Source organism: Exiguobacterium sp. ZOR0005, assembly GCF_000798975.1.
GTDB classification, from domain to species: Bacteria; Bacillota; Bacilli; order Exiguobacteriales; family Exiguobacteriaceae; genus Exiguobacterium; species Exiguobacterium aurantiacum.
This window is the reverse complement of sequence record NZ_JTLB01000024.1, coordinates 81,988-101,465: the sequence shown is the minus strand read 5'-3', so window position 1 is coordinate 101,465 and position 19,478 is coordinate 81,988. Positions and strand designations below refer to the sequence as shown.

Below are 19,478 nucleotides of genomic sequence, written 5' to 3'. Positions count from 1 at the left end.
GTTTTTATCAGTATAAGATATTTTCATCATCCATTTATAATTCATTGAGCGAAAGGGGAATGTACGGTGAACTTTGATGAAGTGAATGTTCAGCATTTAAACGTGCAGACGTTCCAGACGATTGATTTGTTTCAAATCAAAACGATTTGGTCTGATTGTCTGCTGAATAATTCTTATCGTGTGACAGATTATTCAGAGCTGAACTTACATATGACGAAGCAAGAATTACTTCAGCTTCGATGGATTGATTTGACGTTACCGATTGGCATCTATTCGAATGAAAAACTAGTCTTTTTGTATAATTCGTATCATCGCAAATTATATACAGAAAAAGTTGTGTCCATCGAGCTAGCCGGACACGATGCTTCCTTCCTCGATTTTTTATTAGCACACAGTCAGACATTTCATTATCCAGATTCATTCTCTGCACAAATGGAATCACTCTATGATTTTTCGTGGGACAATTTGTGGGACAGTCAATGGAGGGAGTTTTATTTACCGAAGTTGAAAGAACCTACATCATTTATTACTAATTTGTTGGTCACGCTTGGTGCTCAATCATTTCATATCGTTTCATCAAAGAATGAATTTTTGTCCGGTTTTGAAATCTGGGCGAAGCGAACGGGATGCGACCATTCGATGGAACGCATCGGGAAATGGATGTGGTCGAAGACATATAAGGTGAGAGGTGAGATATCACAACTTTCCGAACATTCCTTGCATCAGCTTGTCTCATTAGTAAACCAATCTGAAGAGTGGAAAGGCATTCGATTCCTCATCCCGACCGCGACAGAAACCGTCTCATTGTTCATCGGAGGCGATTTGACGCAAGGGGATAGGTACGGTGCGTTTCAGTATAAACTTGCGGGAGAAGTGATTTCCAATGAGATTTGAAGATTTATTCTTGTATGACGGGATGATGCACGTGTTTGCTTTCAATTATGACATCGGTCCGAAACGTCTGACATTCCAGCTACAACTTCTCGACTATCGGAAGAAGCAGAACACTTCTTTCCGTGAGCGACTCGAGACGAATGGGGTTCATCCGCAAAGCGAGATGGTGAACGTGAAGCTCCGCTTTGAAGACATCATCTACATGGAAGTCATCGATGAATCGTATGCCGATGGGGTGGTGGTCATGTCTCACGATCACTTTGAAGGGAATCAAGTCGTTCGCTATACAAAGTCAGGTTATCTCGACCAGCTACAAAAGACGCGATTTCAGTTGTGGGAGTTCATCAAACCGGACGATGCCATGTTGTATCACTATCGGATTTACGGTTTGGACACGGTACTTGAGATTATCACGATGTCGGATCCGACTGTCGAGGCGGCGATCGGGTTAACTTGTATCCGTCGCGGAAGCCCGAATTTTTACTTTGATTGGTAAACTAAAGTACGCATGACAGTAAACAGGCGCCCTCTCTCACCGAGAAGGCGCCTATTTGTTAAGTTGATTGAACTAAATCTTCCGTCAATCGCAAGTGCGACGAGCGCGAACGCGATGTGGGACGTTAATCCGAACAACAGTGCCGCACCGACAGACAGTAAAGAACTGACGGCGAGCGAACTATTACGTTGGGTACGAAACACATACGCGTTTGCTAAAATCATACTAATCAAAAAACTCGCGTTCATCGTCCCCCACCAGCTCGTATCGATGTGGAGGTGGCGTTCTAGATAGACGAGCAATAGTGCCGAAATCCAGAGCGTGCTGACGAACGACTCGAACGTGACGAATACCGTGAGTAAGCGAACGAATGGTGCCGTGCGCACGAAAGCGAGGCTCTCCTTCAAGGACACGTCGAATTCGTCATCTTCTACCGTCACGTCAGCGTCGAGCGAACGGACGAACTGAAACGTGACGAACGTCGACAGTATGAACAACATTAATGCGACGGTCAACGCCAGCGTGCTTGAAAACGAAGCGACAACAATCGTACCAAGCGGCCACATCGCCAGCTGGATGAACTGGTTCGACCCTTGGACAAGACTGTTCGCTCGTTGACGATTCGTCGTCAGCCGTGGGATGAACGACGCTTGGACCGGACGAGCGAACCCGTCGAAAAACGCGATAAGTGCGACGAGTCCGAGGACGAGAATCGACTCCGACCACATCACGGCCAAAAGCAAGACCGTCTTCAACAGTTGCGTCGCGAGCAGTGTCTGTCCGAGGGTGAATCGCGACAAGGCACGGGCAAAGAACAGACCACTCACGGTCATCCCGATCGTGACGGCGATGGGGAAACTGGCCGCAGCGAGAGCAGAACCGGTCTGTTGATACAATAAGGCGATCAAGGCGACGATATAGAGCACGTCACCGATATTGGCCAGCCATTGACTGACCAAGAGTGTATAAAATGACTTCATCACAAATCTCCTCCACGGGCTATTCAATTTTGGATGGGATGGATGAAGCCAGCTTACATATTTTCACCGCTTTCAAATTATTTACAAATAGTTTACGATAGAACAATGGAGAATACAGCAATTGGAAGTGAGTGGAGAGGACGCTATGTTACGCTATGACATCAAGGACCAGCTTCAACTACGCATGTTCACCATCGATGACGCAGAAGCGTTGTTCGAATTGACGATGGCCTCGGAGCCGTACCTTCGCGAGTGGCTCGGTTGGCTCGATTATATCGAGACGGTCGACGATTCAAAGCGAAACATCGAAGGGCGAATCAAAGGATTGATGGAGACTGGCGGTTATCCGAAATCGTTCGCAATTTTGTATCAAGGCAAGCTCGCCGGGACGATCGGGTTCAACGACATCGACCGAGGCATCAAGTGCGGAACGATCGGCTATTGGCTCGGTCAAAACTTTCAAGGAAAGGGCATCATGAGCCAAGCGCTCGAGACGCTCATCGAGTATGGGTTCCGCGACCTCGGGCTCAACAAAATCGAGATTCGTGTCGCGACCGGGAACAGCAAGAGCCGGGCGTTGCCGGAACGGCTGGGCTTTAAACAAGAAGGCGTGCTCCGCGACGCCGAATGGCTATACGACCGCTACGTCGACCATGTCGTCTACGGGCTGTTGCGAGCGGAATGGACCGGTTGATTATGAGGTTTTGAAATAATGACCGAGCAGTTGATCGATGATGAAAAAGACGGTCGCGCTCAGTACACCGAGTAAGGACGCGAAATTGAACAGTCCCGTCTCAAAAATCGATAGGTCGAACAACAGGCCGTATGGGATCACGAACAACCAGCCGCCGATCAAGTGATAGAGGAAAGACGTCATCCGTTTTGAGCGGAATGGCGTCTTTTCACTGAGGTACTCCGACAATAGCGACATCGTCGTCCCGTACAGAAACACGACAGGGACGGCGAACAAGGCATAGACGAGGACGCTTTGCCAATACGGTAATTCGAATGCGTCCGGGAGTACGAGCGGTAAGACGAACGGGATGATGAACAGACTGAACAATGCGGCTTGAATCTTTTGGAACAACATGGCTTTCTCCTCCTTCACATCATCAGTCAACAAGCCGACATGTGTTCATGCCGGCTCGTTAGAGAATCGTTTTTGAGGCATAGAGGATCTCACCGAACTCGGTATACGCCTGTTCATAACGGCGAAGCGAAGACTCTTTATGCATACACGTGACGTTCATACGTTCAATCGGGGTCATATCTAAAGCATACGTCTTCAAGACATGGGCGTTCCGCAGCATCGACGGTGTGACCGAGCGGGCGAGACCGCTCCGTTCGTTCAACTGGCGCATCATCTTCGTGATCATGACGATTGTCAGCTGCTTCGGCTGGTTCTTCGCATACACCCAGCGGAACGTCATCCGGGCGAAATCGAACGAGACGAAGACGGGGTCGTCCGAGTACCAGCGCGGGCGCACCGGCGTCGGGATGTCGGCGAGGTAGTTCATGAGAAGCGACTGGTCCGCTTGGCTGAGTTTTAACGTGAATTTGTTGCCGAGCCGGTCGTAGACGTCGAATTCATGGCTTGCCAAGTGCAAGTCGTTCATCTTCAAACGGATGATATGATGGACGCGCAAGCCGTATTTATAGAACAACGTGACGATGAGCGCGTTCCGGTTGACGAGATACGGATGCGCCTGCAGTTGATTCTCGCTGAGGCCGCGCGTCGAGCGGATCGTCCGGATGAGTGTATCGAATTCGGCCTCTAGCGCGATTTGATCGACGGTGAGCGTATGCGCCGGTTGCGCGTAGTGAAGCATCTTTTTACGAAGCGGGTTCAAAAATGTCGTCAAGCTGTTGATTACCGTGACGATGCGGGCGACCGTCGCCTGTTGGTACTGTTTCTCTTCAATTAAAAAATCGTTGACGAACGTCTTCCATGATTCGAGCGGGACGGCGAGCCATTCCTCTGGCGTGACGAGTTCGACGTTATGGTCATGAAAGTATTTGTGCACATCGATCAAGTCGTAGCGATAGCGTTTCAGCGTCGAGGGCTGGCGGCCGCTCGCACCAAGATGATATAAATACGTCTCGATATACTCGGGGAGCGCGTACTCTTTTCTTCGTTTTGTCATGGACGTCCCTCCTTCTCCTCATATCGTACCACAAACGGACGTTCTCCATTCCTCGATTCGTGGTAAGATGGGGGATGAGACTTATTAGGAATGAGGGATATGTATGGAACGAGAGAAAGTGATCATCGTCGGCTGTCAATTACCGACAGTCGATGATTGGACATATGAACAGTCGATGGGCGAACTCGTCGAATTAGTCGACACAGCAAGAGGTGAGGTCGTCGCCCGGCTCGACCAGAAGCGGCAACAAATCGATCGCCGCACGTTCATCGGAAAAGGGAAGGTCGAGGAGCTCGCCATGCTCATCGAACAGTTCGAGCCGGACATCGTCATCTTCAACGCGGAGCTGTCACCGGCCCAATCGAAGAATATTCGCATCTCATTGAACGATCCGGACGAGATGAAATTGATTGACCGGACACAGCTCATCCTCGACATTTTCGCAGGACGCGCCCAATCGAAAGAAGGGAAGCTCCAAGTCGAGCTCGCCCAGATGAACTATCTGCTCCCGCGACTCATCGGTCAGGGCACACAATTGTCACGGCTCGGAGGCGGGATCGGGACGCGTGGACCGGGTGAGACGAAACTGGAAAGCGACCGCCGTCACATCAAACGCCGCATCGACGAGATCAAGAAACAGCTCGAAGGGACCGTCGCGCACCGTGACCGTTACCGCGAGCGCCGGAAAGAGAACCGGGTGTTTCAAGTCGCACTCGTCGGTTACACGAACGCCGGCAAATCGACGATTTTCAACCGTCTGACGGATGCCGATACGTACGAGCAGGACGAACTGTTCGCGACGCTCGACCCGCTCACGCGCGAGCTTGAGTTGCCGCGCGGCGGGAAAGTGTTAATTACGGATACGGTCGGGTTCATCCGTGACTTGCCGACGAAACTCGTCGCTGCCTTCCGCTCGACACTCGAAGAAGTCGTCGGGGCCGACCTCGTGCTTCATGTCATCGACGCGTCGAACCCGCACTACATGAATCAAATCGATACGACCAACTCGGTTCTGTCGGAGCTAGGCGCGAGCGAGTTGCCGCAGCTCGAAGTGTACAATAAGAAAGACCGCTTGACGGCCGACTTCGTCGGGGGACCGCTCGTCATCTCGGCGCTCGACGCTACGGATATCGAGACGCTCATCGGTGCGATCGAAGACAAGATCTGTGACGTGTTGATGAAAGTACACGTCATTTTACCGGTCAGCTCGTTCGAGCATTACCATCCGGCCAAAGATTCGATGTATCGGCTCGAGGAGAACTTCCTTGATGACGGTTCGGTCGAACTCGTCGGGTATATGAGAGAAGACACGCGTCTATATTCGACGCTGAAACAATTTGAGGTGTGAATGATGTGGCAAGAAAAGATTGATCATTATGATGAACTCGCCCCGTTCGTGAAGCAAGCGGAACAACGGGTGCGACCTTATTTCGAAGCGATCGAGGAAACGGCAGAGTTTAACCAGTACCGTGTCCTCGAATCGTTCAAAAAGCATAAAGTATCGGACTTCCATTTCAATCCGACGACCGGTTATGGCTATGACGACATCGGGCGTGACACGCTCGAGTCGATTTATGCGGACGTGTTCGGGGCCGAGCTCGCCCTTTGTCGTCCCCAGATTATCTCTGGAACGCACGCCATCGGCATCGCCTTGTTCGGCGTGTTGTTGCCGGGTGATGAACTCTTGTATGTCACGGGTAAACCGTACGATACGCTCGAAGAGATCGTCGGTATCCGTGGCGACGGCCGCGGTTCATTGAGAGAACTTGGTGTCGGCTATGATACGGTCGAGTTGAAAGACGACCGCATCGATGTCGAAGCGGTCTTGAAACGGGTCCGTCCTGAGACGAAACTCATCGGGATTCAGCGCTCGAAAGGATACGCCAATCGGCGCAGCCTCCCGGTGCAGGAGATTGGGGAGGCGATTGCGGCGATTAAAGCGGCCCATCCGCACGTATTCGTCTTCGTCGACAACTGCTACGGTGAATTCGTCGAGACGAGTGAGCCAACCCACGTCGGTGCCGACCTCATGGCTGGTTCGCTCATTAAAAACCCAGGCGGTGGGCTTGCCAAGACGGGCGGCTATATCGCCGGCACGAAGGAACTGATTGAACGTTGCTCGTTCCGGATGACGACGCCGGGCATCGGCAGCGAGGCCGGACCATCGCTCTATTCGCTCCAAGAGATGTACCAAGGCTTCTATATGGCGCCGCACACGGTCGCCCAAGCGTTGAAAGGGGCCCATTTGACGGCGAGCCTATTGTCACTTCTCGGCTTTGAGACCGATCCGCATTATACGGAGCGACGCACCGATCTGATTCAGTCGGTGACGTTCCGCGACCGCGACAAGATGATCGCGTTTTGCCAGAGCATCCAAATGGCGTCACCGGTCAACGCCCATGCGCTTCCGGTTCCGGCCTACATGCCTGGGTATGAGGACGACGTCATCATGGCGGCCGGGACGTTCATCCAAGGTTCGTCCATCGAGCTATCAGCCGACGGTCCGCTCCGCGCACCGTACACGGCGTACGTTCAAGGCGGCTTGACGTATGCGCACGTCAAGGTCGCGTTAATGCTGGCCTTGAGCCAATTACGTACGAAAGGGCTCGTTAAGTTTGAACCACAAAACATCACAACGACGTTGTAACCAAAATGTCATGTTAACTTTCTTAACATCTATTGACAGGAAAAGTGTCATGTATTATTCTCACAGTGTAAGACAGCAAAGGAGGGATAAGGGATGGCCGATCAATTTCGTCGCTCCAACCCGTTGTTTCCGATTGGAATCGTCCAAGACTTGACGCAACTGACTGGTAGGCAGATTCGGTATTACGAAGAACAGGGTCTGATTTCGCCTAGTCGGACGGAATCGAAACGACGACTTTATTCCTTTAATGATGTCGAACGTCTACTCGCAATCAAGGACTTCATCGACCAAGGATTCAACTTGGCGGCGATTCGCCACATGTTGGATAATGAGGGGACTACAGAAACGGACTCAACCGCTTCAAAGGAACCGGTCAGTGAGACTCCGAAGATTTCGGAAAAAGAATTGCACAAATTGTTGAAAACACAGCTTCAAGAAGCTGGACGTTTCAATAAGACGTCACTCATCCAAGGTGAGTTGTCACGTTTTTATCGATGACGCCAGTACATTAACCATTACACAATGTGAGAGGGGACATTTCACCATGGCCAGAAAAACGTTCACGAAAGAAGACATCAAACGGATCGCACAAGAAGAGGACGTACGCTTCATTCGTCTTCAATTCACAGACATCCTCGGAACGATCAAAAACGTCGAGGTGCCGATCAGCCAATTGGACAAAGCACTCGACAACAAGATGATGTTCGACGGTTCTTCAATCGAAGGATTCGTCCGCATCGAGGAGTCAGACATGTACCTTTATCCAGACCTTAACACGTGGGTTGTCTTCCCGTGGACAGATGGCAGCGGAAAAGTCGCTCGCTTGATTTGTGATATTTATAACCCAGACGGCACACCGTTTAGCGGAGACCCGCGCGGTACGCTCAAACGCAACCTTGAGCACATGCAAAAGCTTGGCTTCACAGCGTTCAACGTCGGACCAGAGCCTGAGTTCTTCCTCTTCAAAAAGGATTTGAACGGTCAACCGACACTCGAATTGAACGACCAAGGTGGCTACTTCGACTTGGCGCCGGTCGACCTCGGCGAGAACTGCCGTAAAGAGATCGTCATCGAGCTTGAGAACATGGGCTTTGAAATCGAAGCGTCGCACCACGAAGTCGCACCAGGGCAACACGAGATCGACTTCAAATATGCGGATGCGGTCACGACAGCCGATAACATCCAAACGTTCAAGCTCGTCGTCAAGACGATTGCGGCGAAGTATGGTCTTCACGCGACGTTCATGCCGAAACCACTCTTCGGCGTCAACGGTTCAGGGATGCACGCCAACATGTCGCTCTTCAAAGGCGACACGAACGTCTTCTACGACCCGAATGGCGAAATGGAATTGTCAGACACGGCCCGTGCTTTCACGGCGGGAATCCTCGAGCACGCTCGTGCGTTTACGGCCATCTGTAACCCTACGGTCAACTCATACAAGCGTCTCGTACCAGGTTATGAGGCACCTTGCTACGTCGCATGGAGCGCACGCAACCGTTCACCACTCGTTCGTGTACCGGCGGCCCGTGGCCTCTCGACGCGTATCGAAGTACGTTCGGTCGACCCGGCGGCGAACCCATACCTCGCCCTCTCGTCACTCTTGGCTTCAGGCCTCGACGGGATCGAAAAAGATTTAGTTGCACCAAAACCAATCGACAGCAACATTTACGTCATGGACAAGCCAGAGCGTGTCGCGAACGGTATCGACGACCTTCCAGCAACGCTCTTCGACGCACTCGAAGTGCTCCGTGCCGATAAAGTCGTCATGGACTCGCTCGGTGAGCATATCGGTGAACACTTCCTCGAATTGAAAGAGATCGAGTGGGACATGTTCCGTATGCAAGTGACGGAGTGGGAACGCGATCAGTATATGACGCTCTACTAATCCAACCAAAAAAGCGCTCGTGCCTTCTTCGGAAAGCACGGGCGCTTTTTTTGCGCGTCTAAAAGGACGTCCCCGAGTGGAGACGTCCTGATTAGAACGCACGTTTGAAAAATGTCGATGTGTAATCGAGGGCTGTATGAAGCGTCGTCGCGAACGTGAGGCCGAGGAAGAACGGCAAGCCGTTCGCGTCGAGCCAAGCGATTGTGGCGGCTTCATACGGTGTGAACGTGAGCAAGATGGCGATCGGAAAGCCGAGGTAAATGATTCGAATCAAATCACTCAATACCGGTAAGTGCGAGAAGAGCGACCGGTGCGGCATCAGCTTCACGTAAGGTAGCCAAAATCCGCGGAGCGGCCCCCAGCGGAAGTAGGCGTCTGACTTCAAGTCGAGGTCCGGGGAGAGCCAGAGCGTCCCGACGATGGCGCCGAGCAAAAGCACGAGCGGGACATCGAGGTCAATAAAAGGCGTGGCAACCGCAAGAGCACCGATTGCCACGAAGTTCGTACGCGTATGGGTCTTACCGCTCGCCATTAGTGAATCGTCCGGTATACACCGATGACTTTCCCTAAGATCGAAACGTTGTCGAAATACATCGCCTCAAGTTCATCATTCTCCGGTTGGAGCCTAACTTTTGAGGCCTCTTTGTAGATCCGCTTGACCGTCGCTTCGCCTTCGTCGGTCATCGCGACGACAATCTCTCCATTGTCGGCCGTGTTCTGCTGTCTCACGAGGACCCGGTCTCCGTCGAGAATGCCGGCGTTCACCATCGAGTCTCCAGAAACGGAGAGCATGTAGACGTTGTCGGCACCGACGATATGCGATGGGAGCGGGAAGTGCTCTTCCACGTTCTCAATCGCCGTGATCGGCGTCCCGGCCGTTACTTTCCCGATGACCGGTACGTACGTGACCGCTTCGTGGTCGTTCGTGACGACGGCATCCTCACTTAAGATCTCGATTGCGCGAGGCTTCGTCTTGTCGCGACGGATCAATCCGCGCTTCTCTAAGCGATCTAAGTGACCGTGTACGGTCGAGCTTGAAGCCAAACCGACCGCCTCACCGATTTCACGGACAGAAGGTGGATATCCTTTCGAGCGCACTTCGTCTTTTATAAAATCAAGAATCTGTTGTTGTCTTGCTGACATTTTTTTCATAGATCTCACCTCGATTATGTCGAATAACTTGCGAACGCATCCTATTCTTTATGGTCTAAGTTTAACATAGAACACATGAGCGTACAAACATTCGTTCGTTTTTTTCTTGACCGAACAGAAGTTCCTGTTTTATGATGAGAACAGATAAACGAACAAACGTTCTTAGGAACGTGCATTCTCATAAACTGGAGGCGGATTATAATGAAAGATACGTTGAATGGAATCATCTTAGTCGGATTGTTAGTACTCGGTATGTTCGCATTTTTTATGGTCGGAGAAATGAGACACGTCGAGGTAGCGGCACCGGTTGTCGAAGATACCCGAAGCATCGAGGCGGAAGTGGCACGGACAGAAGCGGAAACGCTCGAAGCGCGCATCATCGCCGAACGGGCTGAAAAAGATGAGCGTAAGACGACGTGGTTCGCCTCCGAGTAATGGTTTCTGATTGCGGAACGCCCCCGTTCCTGTGTATCGTAAAAAGGAATGGATAGAAAGGGAGTGACGGGATGCGAGTCGTCATTTATTGTCGCGTGTCGACGAATAAAGCGGCGCAAGAGACTTCGCTCGGTCGTCAAGTCGAGGAGTTGACGAGGATGGCGAAACGCCTCGAGGCCGACGTCATCGACACGATCACCGAACAAGAGAGCGGATATGAGGTCAATCGGACGGGTCTTCTCGATTTGCTCGAGCATGTCTCCGCCTCAAACCTGGACGCTGTCCTCGTGACAGATGACAGCCGGCTCGGACGAGGGAACGCGAAAATCGCCATTTTGCACACGCTCATGAAGCACGACGTCCGGCTGTTGACGATGCAATCGTCTGATGAGTATGTCGTCTCTGACGCGGAGAAAATGGTGCTCGAGATCGTCAGTGTCGTCGAAGAGTACCAACGGAAGATTCATAACGCGAAAATATCTCGCGGGATGCGGCGGGCTGTGGCGAATGGGTTCAACCCGCAACGAAACATTCAGCATCATGATCAAGGCGGCCGGAGCCGGATCGAGGTCCCAATCGAAGAGATCGTCCAACTCCGTGAACGTGGGTTGACGTTTGCGGAAATCGCGGCGACGTTACGCGGCTTCGGATATGAAGTCTCGAAAGCGACGGTCAACCGCCGTTATCTCGAACACGTGGCGGTATCGAAAACTTGATTCCTCAGCGCTGATTTTGTACAGTAGAAGAACAAATTCAGTAGAGAGGGGGCGAGCCCGATGTTAGCACCTGAACAATTGGAGCGAATCAATTTCCTCGCCAACAAAGCGAAGACAGACGGTCTATCGCAGCAAGAGATGGATGAACAACAAGCTTTACGTCAACAATATTTGAAAGCGTTCCGTCAATCGTTCAAATCCCAAATGATGGGTATGAAAGTCGTCGATCCGGATGGCAACGACGTGACACCGCAAAAACTGAAAGAAGAGCAAGATCGTCAACGCTCGGAATGACCTTGAATGCACATCCTATTTCGTATAGGATGTGCATGTTTGTTATACGCGAACGTCTATAAGGTTCGACGATTGAACCGAAATGAAGACAAAGGAAGTAAACGATTTCAAACAATGTGTTATACTAATTAATTAGTTGTGACACACGATTGAGTGTGCTAAAATATGACGGGTAGAAACCTTCTTAACAACAGAGAGGATGAAATTAGTGGAAACAACTACTAAAGAATTATTAGCGATTAACTCGATTCGGACGCTCTCAATCGATGCGGTCCAAAAAGCGAACTCTGGTCACCCGGGTATGCCGATGGGTGCGGCTCCGATGGCGTTCACGCTTTGGACAGACAAGATGCGTCATAATCCGAAAAACCCGAACTGGTTCAACCGTGACCGTTTCGTGTTATCAGCAGGTCATGGTTCGATGCTCTTGTACTCGCTTCTTCACTTGTCTGGTTACGATTTGTCACTCGATGACCTGAAAGCGTTCCGTCAAATGGACTCGAAGACGCCAGGTCATCCAGAGTACCGTCACACGGCTGGTGTCGACGCGACGACTGGACCGCTCGGACAAGGGATCGCCATGGCTGTCGGAATGGCGATGGCGGAGAAGCATCTTGAAGCAACGTATAACCGTGATGAGTTCAAAGTGGTTGATCACTTCACATACGGGATTTGCGGCGACGGTGACTTGATGGAAGGCGTGTCGGCGGAAGCTGCCTCACTCGCTGGTCACTTGAAACTAGGCAAGCTCGTCGTCCTTTATGATTCAAACGACATCTCACTTGACGGTGACCTTCACAAGTCGTTCTCAGAAAGTGTCGAAGATCGTTTCAACGCCTACGGTTGGCAAGTCATCCGTGTCGAGGACGGTACAGACATCGACACGATCGCCAAGGCGATCGATGAGGCGAAAGCCGAAACGTCAAAACCGACACTCATCGAAGTGAAGACGGTTATCGGCTTCGGATCACCGAACAAATCAGGGAAATCGGCTTCGCACGGGGCTCCACTCGGTGAAGCGGAAATCGAGCTCACGAAACAGTTCTATAAGTGGGAAGGCGAGAACTTCTATGTCCCGACTGAAGTGTACGACCTGTTCAACGAGAAAGTCATCGAGCCAGGCGCGAAATATGAGTCTGACTGGAACGAACTCGTCGAAGCTTACAAATCGGCTCACCCAGAGCTTGGTGCCCAATTCGAACGCGCGATGAACAACGAGCTCCCAGAAGGTTGGGACAGCGAGTTGCCGACGTTTGAGATCGGTTCGAAGAAAGCGACACGCCAGACGAGCGGTGAAGTGTTGAACGCACTCGCGAAGGCAGTGCCGACACTCTTCGGTGGATCGGCTGACCTCGCCGGTTCGAACAACTCGATGATCAAAGGCGCGGCTGACTTCGACGAAGATCCGGCTGGCCGCAACATCTGGTTCGGGGTACGTGAGTTCGCGATGGCGGCTGCCGTCAACGGAATGGCGCTTCACGGCGGAGTTGTCCCGTACGGTGCGACGTTCTTCGTGTTCTCAGACTACCTTCGTCCTGCGGTCCGTTTGGCTGCCCTCATGGGTCTTCCATCGACGTTCATCTTGACGCACGATTCGATCGCGGTCGGTGAAGATGGTCCGACGCACGAACCGGTCGAACATTTGATGAGCTTCCGCGCGATGCCGAACGTATCGGTCCTCCGCCCGGCGGATGGAAAAGAGACGATCGCGGCTTGGAAACAGGCTGTGACGACGACATCTAGCCCATCACTTCTCGTCTTGACGCGTCAAGCGCTTCCTGAGCTTGAAGGGACGTCAATCGAGCAAGCAGCTAAAGGCGCATACGTCGTGGCTGGCGACTCGAACGAAGCGGACGTGCTCCTCCTCGGTACGGGTTCTGAAGTACACGTACTCGTCGAAGCGCGCGAACAACTCGCCTCTGAAGGCGTGAAAGCGGCTGTTGTATCGATGCCTTCGTGGGAATTGTTCGAAGCGCAATCGGCAGAATACAAAGAATCGGTCCTTCCGTCATCTGTGACGAAGCGCGTCTCGCTTGAAGCTGGATCGACGCTCGGTTGGTACAAGTACGTCGGATTCGGCGGTAAAGTACTCGGAATCGACAAGTTCGGTGCCTCTGCTCCTGGGGACCTCCTCATGAAAGAATACGGCATGTCGGTCGAGAACGTGATCGCCGCTGTCAAATCGCTTTAAATCAAGAACTGTCGTGATGTCTTCCGTTTCCGGAGGGCATCACGATTTTTTTCTGACGACTAGCGAATTAGCGTAATATAGTGTATAGTAAAAAACGATGTTTCATATGGTAGAGGAGGTAAAAACCTTGAGTACATTGTTCTGGATTCTTATCGTCGTAGCAGCACTCATCGGAGGTATCGCGATCGGTTTCTTCATCGCTCGTAAATACATGATGAACTACCTCGAACAAAACCCGCCAATCAATGAAGATATGATTCGTACGTTGATGATGCAAATGGGTCAAAAACCGTCACAGAAGAAAGTCAACCAAGTGATGCGTGCCATGAACGTTCAAATGAAGAACGAAAAGAAATCATAATGAGTTACCGGAACACTTCGCCGCGGCGGAGTGTTTTTTGTATCCATATATTGTTAGACAATCGAACAAACTTTCGCTACCATAAATGAATAGTCTTATTTCAAGATATAGGGGGCGTTTCACATTCGTGTATTCAAACAATTATCCTGGTTTTTCAAGCTGGAGTGGCGCACGTACGCACTCGGTATCGTCCTGCTCATGTTCGTCGCCGCGCTCGAGCTCGTGCCGCCGCGCATCATCGGCCGTATCGTCGATGAGATGAACGAAGGTTCGCTCGAAGCGAACTTGTTGTGGCTCCTCCTCGGCGGTCTCGCCGCCGTCGGCATCGGGAACTATGTGGCCCGCTTCTTTTGGCGCTATTTCATCTTCGGTGCGTCAATCCGGCTCGGACGATTGCTCCGGAGCCAGCTTTATCGACATTTTACCGATTTGGATCAACGTTTTTACAAGAAGTCACGAGTCGGAGATTTAATGGCGCATGCGACGAACGACGTGCAAGCCGTCTCGATGACGGCCGGGGCCGGCATCCTGACACTCGTCGATAGCGTGACGATGGGGACGTTCGTCATCATCACGATGGTGACGACGATCAGTTGGAAGTTGACGGTCGTCGCGCTCTTGCCGTTACCAATCATGGTCGCATTGACGACACGTTACGGAAAGTTGCTACATAGCCGGTTCGGCGTCGCTCAGGCAGCGTTCTCCGAACTGAACGATAAAGTCCAGGAGAGCGTCAGTGGCGTGCGTGTCTTGAAATCAACCGGTGAAATCGGACGAGACGTCGAATCGTTCGAGAAACTGTCTGATGAGGTGATGGCGAAAAACGTTCGCGTCGCCAAAATTGATGCGCTGTATGACCCGACCATCTTCGGGATTGTCGGACTATCTTACATATTATCGATCGGATATGGGGCGTATTTGATTGAGCAAGGCGAGCTCACGATCGGTCAAATCGTCAGTTTCACGGCGTACCTCGGTTTACTCACGTGGCCGATGCTCGCGTTCGGCTGGCTGTTCAATATCGTCGAACGTGGTCGCGCCTCATACGACCGAATCGAGCGCATGCTCGCCGTCAAACCTGAGATCCAAGACGATCCGGTGGCGGCGACGAAGCTGGCCCATTCCGAAATTGAGGCCGACGTCCGCATGTTCGCGTATGATGAGGTACCTGTGCTACGGGATGTGTCGTTCCGCCTCGAGCGCGGCAAGACGCTCGGAGTCGTCGGACGCACCGGTTCCGGGAAGACGACGATCGTCCGTTTGTTGACGCGCGAATATGATGTGAACGAAGGCAAAGTCAAAATCGGGGGCATCAACATCCGCCAAGTGAAAAAATCGGTCTTACTCGAACGGGTCGCGCTCGTCCCGCAAGATCATTTTCTCTTCTCGGACTCGATCGCGAACAACATCGCGTTCGGCCGTCCCGACGCAAGCATGGACGAGATCATGACCGCCGCGAAAGTGGCCGAAGTACATGATGACATCATGCGCCTCCCAGAAGGATACGCGACGCTCGTCGGAGAGCGCGGCGTGACGCTCTCAGGAGGGCAGAAACAGCGTATCTCAATCGCCCGCGCCCTCATGATTGATGCGGACGTCCTCATTCTTGACGATGCGTTGTCCGCCGTCGATGCGAAGACGGAAGAAGCGATCATCGAACACTTCAGAACGGGGAATCCGGACCAATCCCGCCTGATCGTCGCCCATCGTCTCTCGGCTGTCAAACATGCTGATGAGATTCTTGTGCTAGAGGACGGGAAAGTCATTCAACGGGGTAGCCATGACGAACTGATTCAGCAAGAAGGTTGGTATAAAGATACGTACGATCGTCAACAGCTCGAGGCGATCGTGGAAGGAGGCGGGCATCATGAAGCATGACATTCAAGAATGGGCGGTCATCAAACGGTTGCTCGGCTATACGAAGCGATACGGCCGTCCGCTCAGCATCGCGTTCGTGTTCTTATTGCTCGCGACAGGAGCGAAGCTCGCCGGACCGTTTTTGATCAAAGTGTTCATCGACGAGTTCGTCACCCCGGGCGTCTATCCGACGAACTGGGTCGTCACCCTTTTCGTCGTCTATATGGTGCTTCACGTGTCGGCGATCATCTTTGATTACTTGCAATCGATTTCGTTCCAAAAGATCGCGTTGAAGATCGTCCAAAACATCCGGATGGACATCTTCCGGCACGTGATGGGAATGCGGCTCGCTTACTTCGACCGAACTCCGGCCGGCGTGCTCGTATCCCGAATCACGAACGACACGGAAGCCGTGAAAGAGCTTTATGTCGGGGTCATGAGCACTTTCGTACAGTCGGGCGTGCAACTGCTCGGAACGTATATCTTCCTCTACATCCTAGAGCCGACGCTCGCGACGATGGGGCTCGTTCTCGTGCCGCTCTTTTGGCTCATCATCTGGGCGTATCGTCGCTATTCGACGAAATATTTCGCCCAGGTCCGCGACTTGCTGTCCCAACTGAACGCTCAGTTGAACGAGTCGGTCAACGGGATGGGCATCGTTCAGCAGTTCCGGCAAGAAGAACGTCTCATCCGTCAGTTTGAAGAGACGAACGAGGCGCATCAACAAGCCCGCTACCGTAACTTGAAGCTCGACAGCATGTTGCTCCGTCCGATCATCGAGTTGTTGCTCGCTTTCTCGATCATCGGTTTGCTCGGTTATTACGGGGTGTTGTCGACGACAGAACAAGTCCAAATCGGGGTCGTCTATGCGTTCATCAGCTATATCGAGCGGATCTTCCGCCCGGTGCTCGATATTATGCAACGCTTGAGTGAGTTTCAACAAGCGGTCGTCTCGGCCGATCGTGTGTTCAAAATTTTGGACACGGATGAACCGGCACCCGGTAAACGTCTTCCCGGGGAGGCGCGTATCGGCAACGGTGAGGTTCGGTTCGATGACGTCACGTTCAGTTACGACGGTGAGGTCGATGTGTTGAAACATATCTCATTCGTCGCCAAACCAGGGGAGACCGTCGCTCTCGTCGGTCATACGGGAAGCGGGAAAAGTTCCATTATCAACTTGCTCACCCGCTTCTACCCATACCAATCCGGTCAAATCACGATTGACGGCCAACCGATCGAACAATTCGAGGAGGCGGAGCTCCGGGACAAGGTCGGGCTCGTCTTGCAAGACCCGTTCCTCTTCACGGGAACGATCGAGGATAACTTGAAGCTGTTCAATCCCGTTATCGATTCCGATCGTGTCCGCGAGGCGGCCGAATTCGTGCAAGCCCACACGTTCATCGAGAAACTTGACGCCGGCTATGGCCATCAAGTCGGGGAGCGTGGTGCGACGTTCTCGAGCGGGGAACGGCAATTGCTCGCGTTCGCAAGGACCGTCGCCCGGGATCCAAAGATTCTCATTCTCGACGAAGCGACGAGCTCGATCGATACGGAGACGGAAGAGCGAGTCCAATACGCGCTCGATCGAATGCGGAGGGGACGGACGACGATCGCCATCGCCCACCGCCTTTCGACGATACAAGACGCGGATCTCATCCTCGTCCTGCATCGCGGAGAAATCGTCGAACGAGGCAACCACCAAGATCTGCTCCGACAGGACGGGTTGTATAAGAAGATGTACGAATTGCAATCCGGCCAACGTCTGATGTCATAAACTTGAAAGTGTACCCATGGAGGTATGGAGTTTCCATAAAAAAAGCTCGCCACAATGATGTGGCGAGCTGTCGTGTTTAACGAGTCAATTGTTCTTCTGGATGTTTTAACAGGACGTGACGTGTGATCAACGTGTCCAATTCCTGACTGATATGAATCACTTCAGGAGACGTCCAACTATGTCGTGAGGCGACTTCGTACAACTCATCGCGCTTTCGTTCAATGGCATGGTGTAAGTTTTCAGCTGTGATGACCGCCACATTGTTTCCCCCATCGTTATAAAATAGAAACTGGTGTACTTGAATATCCAAATGTTAGCATCTAACACTACTTATGACAAGTTTCATTTCCATGTCAAACATTACAAAGAAGTAGGACGCTTCCAATGAGCAGAAGATACGAGCATTTTGAAAAGGTTTTCGCTATAATTGGGCTGAAAGGTGGAAGATCGCATGGAAGTCACACTTTGGCTCGCCTTCGGGGCGGGCGTCTTATCGTTTTTATCTCCGTGTACGTTACCGCTCTATCCCGTCTTTTTGTCATATATCACCGGGGTATCGGTCTCTGACTTGAAAAACGAAGGGTTGCGTCAGCGGAAAGCTTGGTTTCATACGTTTGCTTTCTTATTCGGTTTCTCGATCGTGTTTCTCGTCCTCGGACTCTCGACCTCGCTCATCGCTGACGTCTTCATCCAGTATAAAGACAGTCTGCGCATGTTCGGTGCCATCCTCATCTTCGTATTCGGCGTCTTCTTGGCAGGGATTTGGCAACCGAGCTTCATGATGCGTGAGAAGAAACTCTCGCTCGGTGAACGAAAGAGCGGCTACTTCGGTACGGTTTTGATCGGGATTGGTTTTGCTGCGGGTTGGACACCTTGTACGGGACCGATTCTCGCTGGGGTGATCGCGCTCGCCGCATCGAACCCGAGTCAAGGGATGGGCTATATGCTCGCTTATGTCATCGGATTCGCGATCCCGTTTCTCGTCATGGCCGGATTTGTAGGGAAAATCAAGTATTTGGCGAAAAACAGCGGAAAAGTCGCGAAATTCGGTGGTTACTTGATGATGGCGTTCGGCGTATTGTTATATTTTGATGGGATGAACCGATTCGCTGCTTGGATGAGTGAACTCGTCGGATTCACCGGATTTTAAAGGGGTTGACCGTATGTCGATATTTTGGGGATCGACCATCGTCGCGCTGTTGATGGGGGTTGTCGCGAGTTTCGTTCGCGTCAAAGCCTCCGCACGTCCGACGAACGCCAAGAAGATTTTAATACCCCCGCTCGCGATGTCGACGGGGATGCTCCAATTTCTCGTACCGGCCTTTCGCCTCACGTGGCTCGAAGTCGGGGAGGCGCTTCTCGTCGGTTTGATTTTTAGTGTGTTTCTCATCAAGACGTCAAACTTCGAGAAACGGAACGGGGAAGTGTATCTGTCCCGTTCGAAAGCGTTCTTCATCGTCGTCTTCGTCTTGCTCGCCATCCGGACCGCGATGAAGGCGTTCATCGGTGCGGAAGTGAACATCTTTGCGACGGGCGGACTGTTTTACTTGATCGCCTGGGGCATGATTGTCCCGTGGCGAATCGCGATGTATCAAAAGTACAAACAGATCATGGCCACATGAAAAGCGTACCTGATGAGCGAATCAGGTACG

General features: G+C 52.0%; 22 protein-coding genes. 16 read left to right on the top strand and 6 right to left on the bottom strand.

Annotated features, from left to right (window positions below; genetic code table 11):
- Positions 1-66: 66 nt before the first annotated feature.
- Both L971_RS11030 and L971_RS11025 read left to right on the top strand, forming a co-directional pair.
- Positions 67-894, top strand: coding sequence for a hypothetical protein (locus tag L971_RS11030; protein WP_047375844.1), 828 nt, complete (start codon positions 67-69; stop codon positions 892-894).
- Positions 884-1,390, top strand: a complete 507-nt coding sequence (locus L971_RS11025; protein WP_047375842.1) for a hypothetical protein — start codon at positions 884-886, stop codon at positions 1,388-1,390. Before L971_RS11030 ends, L971_RS11025 begins: the two co-directional genes overlap by 11 nt.
- Here L971_RS11025 and L971_RS11020 read toward each other — a convergent pair.
- Positions 1,375-2,370, bottom strand: coding sequence for an MFS transporter (locus tag L971_RS11020; RefSeq protein ID WP_047375839.1), 996 nt, complete (start codon positions 2,368-2,370; stop codon positions 1,375-1,377). The two genes, L971_RS11025 and L971_RS11020, sit on opposite strands and share 16 nt — an antisense overlap.
- A 145-nt stretch (positions 2,371-2,515) precedes the next feature.
- Here L971_RS11020 and L971_RS11015 point away from each other — a divergent pair, with 145 nt between their 5' ends.
- On the top strand, positions 2,516-3,064 hold the full coding sequence (locus tag L971_RS11015; RefSeq protein ID WP_047375838.1) for a GNAT family N-acetyltransferase: 549 nt from the start codon (positions 2,516-2,518) through the stop codon (positions 3,062-3,064).
- On the opposite strand, the gene L971_RS11010 is transcribed toward L971_RS11015, so the two are convergent.
- Both L971_RS11010 and L971_RS11005 read right to left on the bottom strand, forming a co-directional pair.
- The gene (locus L971_RS11010) at positions 3,065-3,460 is read right to left on the bottom strand and encodes a hypothetical protein (protein WP_024372531.1); all 396 of its coding nucleotides are present in this window, start codon (positions 3,458-3,460) and stop codon (positions 3,065-3,067) included.
- A gap of 58 nt (positions 3,461-3,518) precedes the next feature.
- Positions 3,519-4,514 carry a tyrosine-type recombinase/integrase gene (locus L971_RS11005; protein ID WP_047375836.1) on the bottom strand — a complete coding sequence of 332 codons (996 nt, stop codon included), beginning with the start codon at positions 4,512-4,514 and terminating at the stop codon, positions 3,519-3,521.
- A 103-nt stretch (positions 4,515-4,617) separates the two neighbouring features.
- Between L971_RS11005 and hflX the strand changes: the two genes are divergently transcribed.
- From hflX to glnA, 4 genes are all read left to right on the top strand, one after another.
- A complete protein-coding gene (gene hflX, locus L971_RS11000) occupies positions 4,618-5,862 on the top strand; it encodes a GTPase HflX (RefSeq protein WP_024372533.1) in 1,245 nt (414 codons plus the stop codon).
- The gene (locus L971_RS10995) at positions 5,863-7,161 is read left to right on the top strand and encodes an aminotransferase class I/II-fold pyridoxal phosphate-dependent enzyme (RefSeq protein ID WP_369793377.1); all 1,299 of its coding nucleotides are present in this window, start codon (positions 5,863-5,865) and stop codon (positions 7,159-7,161) included.
- A gap of 93 nt (positions 7,162-7,254) precedes the next feature.
- The gene (locus L971_RS10990; protein WP_024372535.1) at positions 7,255-7,659 is read left to right on the top strand and encodes a MerR family transcriptional regulator; all 405 of its coding nucleotides are present in this window, start codon (positions 7,255-7,257) and stop codon (positions 7,657-7,659) included.
- Between the two features lie 46 nt (positions 7,660-7,705).
- Positions 7,706-9,046, top strand: coding sequence for a type I glutamate--ammonia ligase (gene glnA / locus L971_RS10985; RefSeq protein WP_024372536.1), 1,341 nt, complete (start codon positions 7,706-7,708; stop codon positions 9,044-9,046).
- 91 nt (positions 9,047-9,137) lie between these two features.
- Here glnA and L971_RS10980 read toward each other — a convergent pair whose 3' ends face one another.
- Both L971_RS10980 and lexA read right to left on the bottom strand, forming a co-directional pair.
- The gene (locus L971_RS10980; RefSeq protein ID WP_047375834.1) at positions 9,138-9,578 is read right to left on the bottom strand and encodes a metal-binding protein; all 441 of its coding nucleotides are present in this window, start codon (positions 9,576-9,578) and stop codon (positions 9,138-9,140) included.
- Positions 9,578-10,198, bottom strand: coding sequence for a transcriptional repressor LexA (gene lexA, locus L971_RS10975; RefSeq protein WP_024372453.1), 621 nt, complete (start codon positions 10,196-10,198; stop codon positions 9,578-9,580). Before lexA ends, L971_RS10980 begins: the two co-directional genes overlap by 1 nt.
- Before the next feature lie 201 nt (positions 10,199-10,399).
- Between lexA and L971_RS10970 the strand changes: the two genes are divergently transcribed.
- The 7 genes from L971_RS10970 to L971_RS10940 all read left to right on the top strand — a co-directional run bounded on the left by L971_RS10970 (position 10,400) and on the right by L971_RS10940 (position 17,826).
- Entirely contained in the window at positions 10,400-10,633 is a 234-nt protein-coding gene (locus L971_RS10970; RefSeq protein ID WP_029334884.1) for a hypothetical protein, read from the top strand.
- A 71-nt stretch (positions 10,634-10,704) separates the two neighbouring features.
- A complete protein-coding gene (locus L971_RS10965; RefSeq protein WP_024372455.1) occupies positions 10,705-11,349 on the top strand; it encodes a recombinase family protein in 645 nt (214 codons plus the stop codon).
- A gap of 60 nt (positions 11,350-11,409) precedes the next feature.
- On the top strand, positions 11,410-11,643 hold the full coding sequence (locus tag L971_RS10960; protein ID WP_024372456.1) for a DUF896 domain-containing protein: 234 nt from the start codon (positions 11,410-11,412) through the stop codon (positions 11,641-11,643).
- A 199-nt stretch (positions 11,644-11,842) separates the two neighbouring features.
- Positions 11,843-13,834, top strand: coding sequence for a transketolase (tkt, locus tag L971_RS10955; RefSeq protein WP_029693908.1), 1,992 nt, complete (start codon positions 11,843-11,845; stop codon positions 13,832-13,834).
- Between the two features lie 127 nt (positions 13,835-13,961).
- On the top strand, positions 13,962-14,195 hold the full coding sequence (locus L971_RS10950) for a YneF family protein (RefSeq protein ID WP_024372458.1): 234 nt from the start codon (positions 13,962-13,964) through the stop codon (positions 14,193-14,195).
- 123 nt (positions 14,196-14,318) lie between these two features.
- Positions 14,319-16,073: an ABC transporter transmembrane domain-containing protein gene (locus L971_RS10945; protein ID WP_047375831.1), complete on the top strand. Its 1,755-nt coding sequence runs from the start codon at positions 14,319-14,321 to the stop codon at positions 16,071-16,073.
- Complete coding sequence (locus tag L971_RS10940) at positions 16,063-17,826, top strand: ABC transporter ATP-binding protein (RefSeq protein WP_024372460.1); 1,764 nt, start codon at positions 16,063-16,065, stop codon at positions 17,824-17,826. The genes L971_RS10945 and L971_RS10940 overlap by 11 nt, the downstream gene beginning before the upstream one ends.
- Positions 17,827-17,902: 76 nt before the next feature.
- Here the strand turns inward: L971_RS10940 and L971_RS10935 are convergent, their stop codons facing one another.
- Positions 17,903-18,085 (bottom strand): aspartyl-phosphate phosphatase Spo0E family protein, encoded by a 183-nt coding sequence (locus L971_RS10935; protein ID WP_024372461.1) that lies wholly within the window; start codon positions 18,083-18,085, stop codon positions 17,903-17,905.
- A 192-nt stretch (positions 18,086-18,277) separates the two neighbouring features.
- On the opposite strand from L971_RS10935, the gene L971_RS10930 reads away from it, so the two are divergent.
- Together L971_RS10930 and L971_RS10925 are read left to right on the top strand one after the other, a co-directional pair.
- Entirely contained in the window at positions 18,278-18,976 is a 699-nt protein-coding gene (locus L971_RS10930) for a cytochrome c biogenesis CcdA family protein (protein WP_024372462.1), read from the top strand.
- A gap of 13 nt (positions 18,977-18,989) precedes the next feature.
- On the top strand, positions 18,990-19,448 hold the full coding sequence (locus tag L971_RS10925) for a CcdC family protein (protein ID WP_024372463.1): 459 nt from the start codon (positions 18,990-18,992) through the stop codon (positions 19,446-19,448).
- Positions 19,449-19,478 lie beyond the last annotated feature (30 nt).